The sequence below is a fragment of the Paragemmobacter amnigenus genome (genome assembly GCF_009908265.2).
Classification (GTDB): Bacteria; Pseudomonadota; Alphaproteobacteria; order Rhodobacterales; family Rhodobacteraceae; genus Paragemmobacter; species Paragemmobacter amnigenus.
Genome location: NZ_JAAATX020000005.1, coordinates 304,924 through 315,270, shown reverse-complemented (window position 1 = coordinate 315,270; position 10,347 = coordinate 304,924). Strand labels below are relative to the sequence as shown.

The following is a 10,347-nucleotide window of genomic DNA, read 5'->3' as shown; positions in this document are numbered from 1 at the left end:
CAAACCGTGAAGCTGACACCTAGATCATCGGAACCGAAATCCCTACTAGGCCGATATGCTGCGATCTGACGCCGATGCGCCCAAACCGCCCGCATATCCCTTCATTCATCATCTTGTCAAAGAGCGTATCCGAAGGACAAAAACATTCGAGGCGCCAGCTTCCCAGCGTATCCTCGCTTGCTCATCTTCCAGATTTTCCGAACTTCCGCTTCGTTTCGGCTTTCGCTTCGTCGTCGCTTCCGTCCGTCACCGTCGCTGTTCCGCTTCGGTGAGGCGGTATTTACGGAGGAGCGTCGGGAGCCGCAAGAGGGAAAAATGCGGTTCCGACGATTTTTTTCGTTTTTCCGGATTTATCCACAAAATCTTGGGGTTGGCGTAATTTTCGGCACGACGGGCGCTGCACTGCGGCAATAATCTATTGCGCGGCGGGTTGCCGGACAGGGGTCGCGGCACGCTTCTGCTGGCGGCGCCAGACCCGGGCAGCAAGAAGCGCAAGGACAGCCCCCAGATAGAGCAGCGGCTCGATGGGCCAGGCCTTTACCAGCACCACATAGTGAATCGCCCCTGCGAGTGCTGCGACATAGGTCAGGCGGTGCAGGCTGTTCCACGTGGCAGACCCGAGGCGCCGGACCGAGGCATTGTTCGACGTAATCGCGAGGGGAATCATCGCCACGAATCCGGCCATGCCGATGATGATGTACCAGCGCTTGACCAGATCGGCCGCCATCTCGGACCAGCGAAGCCCCATGTCCAGCGTCACCCAGGCCATCAGGTGCATCGCCACATAGAAGAAGGCCAGAAGGCCGATGGCGCGGCGGAAGCGGATCAGGTTCAGCCCCGCCCAGCGCAAAGGGGTGATGACAAGCCCCGCCACAAGGAACTGCAGGCCCAGCTCGCCCAGTCGAAGCTCGATCTCCTTCACCGGATCGGGGCCGAGGCCGTTGGTGAAGGTGAGCCAGACGATCCAGAGGAAGGGAAGGAGGCCCGCCGCATAGACGGCATTGACCGGCACCCGGCGGGCAAGGGTGTTGATCCGGTCCATCAGTAATTCGCCTTGAGGTCCATTCCCGCATAGAGAGCGGCGACCTGTTCTTCGTAGCCGTTGAACATCAGCGTGTCCTGACGGCCCGCGAAAAGCCCCGCGCCGATGCGGCGTTCGGAAGCCTGCGACCAGCGGGGATGGTCGACCGTCGGGTTCACGTTAGAATAGAAGCCGTATTCGGACGGTTGCAGCATGTTCCACGTCGTCTGCGGCTGCTGGTCGGTCAGGGTGATCTTCACGATGCTCTTGATCGACTTGAAGCCATATTTCCACGGCACGACCAGACGGATCGGCGCGCCGTTCTGTTTGGGCATCTCTTCCCCGTAAAGACCGGTGGCGAGGATGGTGAGGGGATGCATCGCCTCGTCCAGACGCAGCCCTTCGCGGTAGGGCCAGTCGAGGATGGGGGATTGCTGGCCGATCATTTCCTCAGGGCGGACGAGGGTTTCGAAGGCCACGTATTTGGCGGAAGGCTGGACGCCCACGCGGTTCAAGAGGCCGGAGAGTTCGAAGCCGATCCACGGAACCACCATCGACCACGCCTCGACGCAGCGGAAGCGGTAGATGCGTTCTTCCAGCGGCTGGTCCTTCAGGATGTCGGCAAGGTCATAGGTACCGGGCCGGTCGACCATGCCATCGATCACGATGGACCACGGGTCGGTGGTCAGGGCCGAGGCATAGGTGGAAGGGTCCTCCTTCCCCGTGCCGAATTCGTAGAAGTTGTTGTAGGTCGTGATGTCTTCGAAACTGTTGGGCGTCTCGTCGGTCGAGAACTTGCCGGGGCTGTAGGTCAGCTTGGCCGCTGCCGGACTGCCGAGCGCCAATGCCCCAGCGCCCGCGATCAGCGCGCGGCGGTTCAGCCAGAGGTGTTTCGGCGTCACGTCCGACCAGCCGGGCTTTGTTTCCTTGGGCATCCTGTCCTCCGTATCCTGTCATGGCGATGGTGCGGCATCGCCCGCAAAAGGCAACGCACGTCTGCGCTATGGATTGTTACGGGGCGCCGCAGGAGATGGTTTCGGTCACGAAAGGTAAATCCCTGTCACACCATTTTGAGTTGAAGCGGCCAAAGCGCGTGGCTTAGGCGGGCGTTGCGCTTCGGCAAGGGGGGTTAACACGGTTTTCACCGACATCCGGCGGGCGATCCACCCCATATAACGCTCAGCCAATCATGGCCGAGAGATCTATTGGGAGTGACGCCTATGATCCGCAGAACCTTTCTTGCCCTGACCACCGCGATGGCCCTGTCGGCACCGGTCTATGCCGGAAGCCACGCCAAGGACATCGTCGACACCGCCGCCGGTGCGGGCAACTTCACCACGCTGGTCGCCGCGGTCGAAGCCGCCGGTCTGGTGGAAACGCTGAAGGGCGAAGGCCCGTTCACCGTCTTTGCACCCACCGATGCCGCCTTTGCCGCGCTGCCCGCGGGCACGGTCGAAGACCTGCTGAAGCCTGAAAACAAGGACAAGCTGGTTGCGATCCTGACCTATCACGTCGTGCCGGGCAAAGTGATGTCGACCGACCTGACCGAAGGCCAGAAGGCCGCGACGGTGCAGGGTGGTGAAGTGACGATCACGCTGGATGGCGGCGCCAAGGTGAACGGCGCGGTGATCTCGACCGCCGATATCGAGGCGACGAATGGCGTGATCCACGTCATCGACTCGGTCATCCTGCCGCCGGAAGGCTGATCCTTCCGCTTCCCTGTCGGAAAGGAAGGGGCGCAGCGATGCTGCGCCCCTTTTTCTTAGTGCACCACCGCCTGCGCGGGACGGTCGCGGCGCGAGGCGATGACGCGGTCGCCCACGATCAGCCCCTCGGCCCCTGCCGTGACATGGACGGTGGAGCCGTCGAGCACGTCGCCGGCCAGCAGCATCTCGGCCAGCGGGTCCTGCAACTGGCGCTGGATCACGCGCTTCAGCGGGCGGGCACCGTAGACGGGGTCATAGCCCTCATCGGCCAGCCATGCGCGGGCGTCGGCGTCCAGCTCCAGCGTGATCTTGCGCTGTGCAAGGCGCTTTTCCAGACGGCGCAACTGGATTTCCACGATCCCCGTCATGTCGGCGCGACCCAGACGGTCGAAGATGATCGTCTCGTCCAGACGGTTCAGGAATTCGGGGCGGAAATGGGCGCGCACCGCCTCCATCACCTCGCGCTTCGCCGCGCTGGCATCGGTTCCGTCGGGCAGCAAGGACAGCGCCTGCGACCCGAGGTTCGAGGTCAGGACGATGATCGTCTGCTTGAAGTCCACCGTCCGGCCCTGACCATCGGTCAGGATGCCGTCATCCAGCACTTGCAGCAGGACGTTGAACACGTCGGGATGGGCCTTTTCCACCTCGTCGAACAGGACGACCTGATAGGGCTTGCGCCGCACCGCCTCGGTCAGCACGCCGCCTTCATCATAGCCGACATAGCCGGGGGGCGCGCCGATCAGGCGGGCCACGGCGTGTTTTTCCATGAATTCCGACATGTCGATGCGGACCATCGCGGTTTCATCGTCGAACAGGTATTCGGCCAGCGCCTTGGTCAGTTCCGTCTTGCCCACGCCGGTGGGGCCCAGGAACAGGAATGACCCCAGCGGGCGGCCTTCGTCATTCAGGCCCGCACGGGCGCGGCGGACAGCTTTGGACACCGCCTCGACCGCCTGATGCTGACCCACGACGCGGCGGCCGAGTTCCTCTTCCATCCGAAGGAGTTTTTCCTTTTCACCTTCCAGCATCTTGGTCGTGGGGATGCCGGTCCAGCGTTCCACGACTTCGGCGATCTGTTCGGGGCGCACGGCCTCGGCCACCAGCGCCTCGCCCTCGCGGGCTTCGGCCTCTGCCAGCGATTTCTCCAGACCCGGGATGCGGCCGTATTGCAATTCGCCCGCCTTGGCGAAGTCGCCCTCGCGCTTGGCCTGTTCCAGTTCGGCGCGGGCACGGTCGAGCTGTTCCTTCAACTCGCGCGCCTGTTCGAGGGAGTCGCGTTCGGCCTGCCATTTCGCGGTCATCTCGGCCGATTGCTGTTGCAGGTCAGACAGTTCCTTTTCCAGCTTTTCCAGCCGGTCGCGCGAAGCGGCGTCGTCTTCCTTCTTCAACGCTTCCGACTCGATCTGGAATTGCAGGATCTGGCGGTCCAGCGCGTCCAGCTCCTCGGGCTTGGAATCCACCTCCATCCGCAGGCGGCTGGCGGCTTCGTCCACGAGGTCGATCGCCTTGTCGGGCAGGAAGCGGTCGGTGATATAGCGGTGCGACAGGGTCGCCGCCGCCACCAGCGCCGAGTCGCTGATGCGGACGCCGTGGTGGAGTTCGTACTTCTCCTTGATCCCGCGCAGGATGGAGATGGTGTCTTCCACGGTCGGCTCATCCACCATCACCGGCTGGAACCGGCGGGCAAGGGCCGCGTCCTTTTCCACATATTTGCGGTATTCATCCAGCGTGGTCGCGCCGACGCAATGCAATTCGCCCCGCGCCAGCGCGGGTTTGATCAGGTTCGCCGCATCCATCGCGCCGTCGGATTTGCCCGCGCCCACAAGGGTGTGCATCTCGTCGATGAACAGGATGATTTCGCCATCGGCGCCCGTCACCTCGTTCAGGACGGATTTCAGTCGTTCCTCGAATTCGCCGCGATACTTCGCCCCTGCGATCAGGGCGCCCATGTCGAGTGCCATGAGCTTCTTGTTCCGCAGGGATTCGGGCACGTCCCCGTTGACGATGCGCAGCGCCAACCCTTCGGCAATCGCCGTCTTGCCCACGCCGGGTTCACCGATCAGCACGGGGTTGTTCTTCGTCCGGCGCGACAGGACCTGCATCGCGCGGCGAATCTCTTCGTCGCGGCCGATGATGGGGTCGATCTTGCCCTGCTCTGCCGCCTCGGTCAGGTCGCGGGCAAATTTCTTCAGCGCATCATAGCCTTCCTCGGCAGAGGCCGTGTCGGCGGTGCGGCCCTTGCGGATGTCGTTGATCGCGGCGTTCAGCTTCTGCGGCGTCACGGCCCCGGCATCCAGCGCCTGCTTGGCCCCACCCGGCACCATGGCCAGCGCCATGAGGATACGTTCGACAGGAACGAAGCTGTCACCGGCCTTCTTGGCCACCTTCTCCGCCTCGTCCAGCACCTTGACCAGTCCCGGGTCGGTGAAGGGCTGCGCGTCGCCGGACACTTTCGGCAGCTTAGAGAGCGCCAGATTGACGGCTTCGACCACCCGCGCAGGTTCGCCCCCCGCGCGGCGGATCAGGTTGGAGGCCAACCCCTGTTCGTCATCCATGATCGCTTTCAGCAGGTGTTCGGGCGTAAGCCGCTGATGGCTTTCCCGCATCGCGATGGTCTGCGCGGCCTGCAGGAACCCGCGCGAGCGTTCCGTGAACTTTTCAAGGTTCATCGGCATATCTCCTTTTCATAGCACCGGTCTGTGGACGCCCTGAAAAGGCACGTCCGCACCGGCCTTGGAGGAAAGATGGGACGGGTTTTGCCCTGCTGCAAGATCGGCGGGGCGGGATGCGTCAACTTTTCCGGCGCGCGCCGATCCGCCGCGGCGACAGGGTTGCAGCCCCGGCCTGTCAGCGGTCCTTGGGTTTGAGGAGTTTCGGCGGGCGCAGGCGTTCAGCGTCCTTCATCAGGCTGAAGGTCTGGTTCACGTAATTCACCACGCCCGAGATCTGCTCCATATAGGTGGTCAGTTCGGGGGTCTTGTCGGCCTCGACCATCTGGACGGGGCGGTCGGGGCCTTCATGTTCGAACTGGCAGTAGAACAGCGGCTCGCCCCGTTTCAGGATCAGGTCCTTTTCCGGTTCGTGCCATTCGAAGGCCCACATCAGCGGACGCGGCCAGAGATTCAGCTGGAACCGCCCGCCGAAGATCGTGCCGGGCAGCGGGTCCTTGCGGTAATGGGCAAAGGTTCCGACCTGCGTCATCCAGACGGGTTCGTCCGCGATGAAGGTGTAGGGCAGGTGCAATTGCACCGTGGGGCGGTCGGGATAGCGCCATTCCACCTCGGAGACGAGGGTGAGCACTTCGTTCAGCTTGTTCGACCGGATGGGCGAGGCGGTTCCGGCGCGGTTGACCAGAACGGCCTTGCCCTTGTCGTCGCGGGAAAAGCCGATGTGCAGGTCGAAGGGGCATTTGACGACGAAATAACGGCTTTCCATCTGGATGACAGCGGGGCAGCGGCTGGCGCTTTTCGCATGGACGCGGCTGACCTGACGCGAGACGAGGCGCTCGGGCGGGTCATAGAGGACCGCGCCTTTGTCATTCGCCAGAAACCATCCCACCTGCACGGGGCCGGAGCGCGGGCCTTCGTCGGGGCGGTCATAGGTCACGGTAATCTGCACGGCGGTCCTCACTCATCCAATCTGGCAAGCCCTGCGACCAGCGCACGCACCAGGGGTTCCGAGGTGACGCGCCGTTCGGACGGGCCGAAACCGAAGGCGGCAACGGACGCCGTCTCGGACCGTGCCATGGAACAGGAGGCGTGGACTTCGCGCAAGGGCAGACGGGCGATGGCGGGCAGGGTTTCTGCAGTGAGTCCGGCGCCGGGCATCACGGTGATGCGGTCTGCGGCACGGGCCATCAGCGCGGCAAGCATCGCCACACCCTGCGGGGCCGTGCGCGCACCGCCCGAGGTAAGGATACGGCGGAACCCCAGCGCAACCGCGGCTTCGAGAGCCTGCGGAAGATCGGGGGTCAGATCGAAGCAGCGGTGCAGGGTGGTATCCATCCCCTGTGCCGCCTGCAGCAGTTCGGCCAGAACCGGCGCATCCAGCCTGCCGTCCGGAAACGAGGCGCCCAACACCACTCCCGCCAATCCGGCCGCGCGGACGGCGGCGATATCCGCCTTCATCTGCGCGATGTCGGCGGTGGACCAGACGAAGCCGCCCGCGCGGGGGCGGATCATCGCCATGACGGGAACAGGGGCGGCGGCGGCCTGTTGCATCAGACCGGGCGACGGGGTCAGCCCGCCCAGCGCGAGGGCCGAACAAAGCTCGATCCGCCCTGCCCCGCCGCGGATGGCGGCAGCAAGGCCCTTGGCATCATCGACGCAGACTTCGAGCAGGATGTCAGGCAAAGGCGACCCCTGCGGCGGCGGCGGCCCCGATCAGGCCGGGTTCGATGGTGCAGCGGGCAGGCACGACAAGCGGCGCGTCGGTGCGGCGCAGGATCATAGACCGGACCGCAGCATCCAGATGGGCGACAAGCGCGGGCACATTGGACAGGCCGCCCCCAACCGGAACGATGGAGGCGCCCACCGTGTTCAGGATCATGGCCAAGGGCGGGGCGACGATGGCACGCCAGACATCCACGGTCCGCGCGGCCTGCGTTTCCCCATTCTGCCATGCGCGAACGATGGAATGCGAGGTGGCGGTTTCGCCGTGGATGGCATGGTGCAGCCGTTCCATCCCGCGGGCGCTGCCGACCGCGTCGATGCAGCCGGTCAGGCCGCAACCGCAGGGAAAGGCAGGCAGGGTCAGCCCTTCCACCTGCGTCTTTGCCACGGGGCCGTGGCCCCATTCCCCCGCATAGCCGCCTGGGCCCGAGACGAGCCTGCCGTCGATGACCAACCCGCCGCCCACGCCGGTGCCGAGGATGATGCCGAAAACGGTGCGATGTCCCTGCCCCGCGCCTTGGGATGCTTCGGCCATGGCAAAGCAGTCGGCGTCGTTGAGGACGAGGACAGGCAGGCCAAGGGCGGATTGCAACTCGGGCCCGAGGCGGCGGCCGTCGGCGCAGGGGATGTTGGCGACGCGCAGGATATCTGTATCAGGGTCGACGACGCCCGCGATGGAGATGGCAACGGCCTTGGGCGCAAGACCGGTGGCATAGCGGGCAATGGCGGCAGTGAAGGCCGCGAAATCGCCGGTCGGGGTGGGCGTGTCGCCCAGCGGGGTAAGTCGGCCGCCCGTCGACGTTGCGGCCTTGATCCGCGTGCCGCCGATATCGAAACAAAGGATCATGCGCGCGCGCCCCGTGCGGTTTCGTCCCAGATTAGCGGGCTTCGTGCGGCTTGACAGCCCCGCCTGCGCGGATCATCTGGCGCGGATTTCTTGGCTGGGAGAGCGCCGATGTCTGACGACCGCCTGATCGTGGCGCTGGATGTGCCGAACGTGGTGCAGGGGCTGGACCTCGTGCAGCGGATCGGGGAGGCGGCGTCCTTCTACAAGATCGGGCTGGGGATGCTGACCGGCGGCGGGCTGGCGCTGGCGAATGAGCTGAAGGGCGAGTTGGGCAAGCGCGTCTTTCTGGACATGAAGCTGTTTGACATCGGTGCCACGATCGAGGCGGCGGTGCGCGGGATCGCGCGCTATGACCTCGACTTCCTGACGGTGCATGGCGACCCGCAGGTGGTGCGCGCGGCGGCCGAGGGGAAGGCGGGCACGGGGTTGAAGATCCTTGCCGTCACCGTGCTGACGTCGCTGGACCGTGCGGATCTGGACGCGAACCTGATCAAGGCGGGCGATATCCATGATATCACGCTGGAACGCGCCGCGCGGGCGCTGGAGGCGGGGGCGGATGGTGTCATCGCCAGCCCGCAAGAGGCCGCAATGATCCGCGCGCTGCCGCAGGCCAAGGGAAAGCTGATCGTGACGCCGGGGGTGCGGCCTGCGGGGGCGGCGGCGGGCGACCAGAAACGGATCGCGACGCCGCATCAGGCGATTGCGGACGGGGCGGATCATATCGTCGTCGGGCGGCCGATCTGGCAGGCGGCGGACCCTGCCGCCGCCGCGCGGGCGGTCATCGCGGAATTGCCCCGGCGGTAAGCGCAAGGCGGACGCGGCGCTGCATCTCCGGTATCGCGCGGGAATGGGTCAGGAAATCGCGGATGGGCATCAGCGCCCAGCCCTGCCCTTCGTCACCGAAGCGGATGGTCGCAAGTTCGGCCCGCGTGATGGGTCCGGCAAAGAAATGCGACGGGCGGGACGGGTCGGTCATCGACGGCAGGTCGATCCGCCATGTCAGGCGCGCGGGGTGCAGCGACAGGCCGAATTCCTCGGCCAGTTCGCGCAGCAGGCAGGATTCGGGGGATTCGTCCCCCTCGCGCCCGCCGCCGGGCAGGTCCCACATCCCGGGCCATGGCAGGCCGGGATGCGTGTCGCGCAGGCAGGTCAGAAGCGCATCGCCGCAGAACAGCGCAGCCTTGGCCCCGACGAAATCCGCGTCAGTTATCATTGATATCCTTGTCCCAGACCTTCACCTGACCCGCGCGGACCCCCATCGTCCGGCGCAACGCGAACCATGCCACGAGCGAGCAGATGGCGAAGGTCAGGAGCAGGAAGGCAGGGCCGCCCGACAGGATGCCAAGGCCAAGGAACACCCCCGTCGTCACCGCGCCGATGGCAAAGCCCAGAAAGATGTAGCCGGGTGCCACGATCTCTAGCCCGCCGATCAGGAAACCCGCGACGACCCAGACCCACCAGACGGACCACCACATCAGGATTTCCCCCGCAGCATCCTGAAGGCGTCCGAGAATGCCTCCATCGCGTTGGCAGGCAAAAGGATGGTCTGCTTGCCCTGCCCTTCGGCCACCTGTGCCAAGGCTTCGACCTGCTTCATGGCGATCTGGAATTGCGCGGCCTCCAGCCCGTTGGCGGCGATGGCACCGGCAATGACGCCTGTGGCATAGGCCTCGGCATCGGCGGTGATGCGGCGGGCCTTGGCGGCCTGTTCGGCGGCGTAGAGGTCGCCGTCGGCGGCTAGTTCGACGGCGCGCTTCTTGCCCTCGGCCTCCATCACCTGCGCGCGGCGGGCGCGTTCGGCGTTGAGCTGTTGCAACATCGCGGCGCGGGTGGCGTCGTCGAGGTTGACGTCGAGGATTTCGGCGCGCGTCACCTCTACCCCCCAGTCATCGACCATCATGCGGACCTGTTCGCGCACGCGTTCGATGAGTTGCGCGCGGCCCGACTGGACCTGATCGAGTTCCAGTTTCCCGATTTCCGACCGCACGATCCCCGCCACGGTCGTGGCGATGGCGGCATCGACATCGCGGATGCGGTAGACGGTCTTTTCCGGTTCGGTGATGCGGTAGAAGACGGAGGTTTCCACCTTCACCAGCACGTTGTCAGCGGTGATGGCGTCCTGCGACGCGTTGGGAAGCTGGCGTTCGAGGATGGAAATCTTGTGCGGCACGCGGTCGAGGAAGGGGACGACGAAGTTGATCCCCGGTCCCAGCACGGCGCGCAGGCGGCCGAAGCGTTCGACCACGTGCTTTTCCGATTGCGGCACGATCCGCACGCCAAGGAAGATGCAAAGGATGATGAAGGCGGCGACAGCCAGAAACACCGCGTTCCCGCCGAAAAGTTCAGGGCCCATGCCCGATACCTCCTGAAATACCTTATCGA

11 protein-coding genes are annotated in these 10,347 nt (G+C 65.1%); 2 read left to right on the top strand and 9 right to left on the bottom strand.

Annotated features, from left to right (window positions below; genetic code table 11):
- Positions 1-415: 415 nt before the first annotated feature.
- Entirely contained in the window at positions 416-1,042 is a 627-nt protein-coding gene (gene msrQ / locus GU927_RS09265) for a protein-methionine-sulfoxide reductase heme-binding subunit MsrQ (RefSeq protein WP_161762148.1), read from the bottom strand.
- Positions 1,042-1,956 carry a protein-methionine-sulfoxide reductase catalytic subunit MsrP gene (gene msrP / locus GU927_RS09260; protein ID WP_161762147.1) on the bottom strand — a complete coding sequence of 305 codons (915 nt, stop codon included), beginning with the start codon at positions 1,954-1,956 and terminating at the stop codon, positions 1,042-1,044. Before msrP ends, msrQ begins: the two co-directional genes overlap by 1 nt.
- Positions 1,957-2,241: 285 nt before the next feature.
- Here msrP and GU927_RS09255 point away from each other — a divergent pair, with 285 nt between their 5' ends.
- Positions 2,242-2,727 (top strand): fasciclin domain-containing protein, encoded by a 486-nt coding sequence (locus tag GU927_RS09255; protein ID WP_161762146.1) that lies wholly within the window; start codon positions 2,242-2,244, stop codon positions 2,725-2,727.
- A 56-nt stretch (positions 2,728-2,783) separates the two neighbouring features.
- Here GU927_RS09255 and clpB read toward each other — a convergent pair whose 3' ends face one another.
- The 4 genes from clpB to GU927_RS09235 all read right to left on the bottom strand — a co-directional run bounded on the left by clpB (position 2,784) and on the right by GU927_RS09235 (position 7,965).
- A complete protein-coding gene (gene clpB, locus GU927_RS09250; RefSeq protein ID WP_161762145.1) occupies positions 2,784-5,396 on the bottom strand; it encodes an ATP-dependent chaperone ClpB in 2,613 nt (870 codons plus the stop codon).
- Between the two features lie 178 nt (positions 5,397-5,574).
- Positions 5,575-6,345: a hypothetical protein gene (locus tag GU927_RS09245; protein ID WP_161762170.1), complete on the bottom strand. Its 771-nt coding sequence runs from the start codon at positions 6,343-6,345 to the stop codon at positions 5,575-5,577.
- Between the two features lie 8 nt (positions 6,346-6,353).
- The gene (locus tag GU927_RS09240; RefSeq protein ID WP_161762144.1) at positions 6,354-7,079 is read right to left on the bottom strand and encodes a copper homeostasis protein CutC; all 726 of its coding nucleotides are present in this window, start codon (positions 7,077-7,079) and stop codon (positions 6,354-6,356) included.
- On the bottom strand, positions 7,072-7,965 hold the full coding sequence (locus GU927_RS09235) for an ROK family protein (RefSeq protein WP_161762143.1): 894 nt from the start codon (positions 7,963-7,965) through the stop codon (positions 7,072-7,074). Before GU927_RS09235 ends, GU927_RS09240 begins: the two co-directional genes overlap by 8 nt.
- A 108-nt stretch (positions 7,966-8,073) precedes the next feature.
- Here GU927_RS09235 and pyrF point away from each other — a divergent pair, with 108 nt between their 5' ends.
- On the top strand, positions 8,074-8,769 hold the full coding sequence (pyrF, locus tag GU927_RS09230) for an orotidine-5'-phosphate decarboxylase (RefSeq protein ID WP_161762142.1): 696 nt from the start codon (positions 8,074-8,076) through the stop codon (positions 8,767-8,769).
- Here pyrF and GU927_RS09225 read toward each other — a convergent pair.
- From GU927_RS09225 to GU927_RS09215, 3 genes are read right to left on the bottom strand one after another with little or no spacing between them, the layout of a single operon-like run.
- Positions 8,744-9,178 carry an NUDIX hydrolase gene (locus tag GU927_RS09225; protein ID WP_161762141.1) on the bottom strand — a complete coding sequence of 145 codons (435 nt, stop codon included), beginning with the start codon at positions 9,176-9,178 and terminating at the stop codon, positions 8,744-8,746. The genes pyrF and GU927_RS09225 overlap by 26 nt on opposite strands.
- On the bottom strand, positions 9,168-9,440 hold the full coding sequence (locus GU927_RS09220; RefSeq protein WP_161762140.1) for an NfeD family protein: 273 nt from the start codon (positions 9,438-9,440) through the stop codon (positions 9,168-9,170). The genes GU927_RS09225 and GU927_RS09220 overlap by 11 nt, the downstream gene beginning before the upstream one ends.
- On the bottom strand, positions 9,440-10,318 hold the full coding sequence (locus GU927_RS09215) for an SPFH domain-containing protein (protein ID WP_161762139.1): 879 nt from the start codon (positions 10,316-10,318) through the stop codon (positions 9,440-9,442). Before GU927_RS09215 ends, GU927_RS09220 begins: the two co-directional genes overlap by 1 nt.
- Positions 10,319-10,347: the final 29 nt, after the last annotated feature.

What these genes read in the sequence shown, in the direction of transcription:
- msrQ (WP_161762148.1), bottom strand. Translation starts at nt 1,042, where the DNA reads ATGGACCGGATCAACACCCTTGCCCGCCGGGTGCCGGTCAATGCCGTC.
- GU927_RS09220 (WP_161762140.1), bottom strand. Translation starts at nt 9,440, where the DNA reads ATGTGGTGGTCCGTCTGGTGGGTCTGGGTCGTCGCGGGTTTCCTGATC.
- GU927_RS09215 (WP_161762139.1), bottom strand. Translation starts at nt 10,318, where the DNA reads ATGGGCCCTGAACTTTTCGGCGGGAACGCGGTGTTTCTGGCTGTCGCC.
- clpB (WP_161762145.1), bottom strand. Translation starts at nt 5,396, where the DNA reads ATGAACCTTGAAAAGTTCACGGAACGCTCGCGCGGGTTCCTGCAGGCC.
- pyrF (WP_161762142.1), top strand. Translation starts at nt 8,074, where the DNA reads ATGTCTGACGACCGCCTGATCGTGGCGCTGGATGTGCCGAACGTGGTG.
- msrP (WP_161762147.1), bottom strand. Translation starts at nt 1,956, where the DNA reads ATGCCCAAGGAAACAAAGCCCGGCTGGTCGGACGTGACGCCGAAACAC.
- GU927_RS09225 (WP_161762141.1), bottom strand. Translation starts at nt 9,178, where the DNA reads ATGATAACTGACGCGGATTTCGTCGGGGCCAAGGCTGCGCTGTTCTGC.
- GU927_RS09235 (WP_161762143.1), bottom strand. Translation starts at nt 7,965, where the DNA reads ATGATCCTTTGTTTCGATATCGGCGGCACGCGGATCAAGGCCGCAACG.
- GU927_RS09255 (WP_161762146.1), top strand. Translation starts at nt 2,242, where the DNA reads ATGATCCGCAGAACCTTTCTTGCCCTGACCACCGCGATGGCCCTGTCG.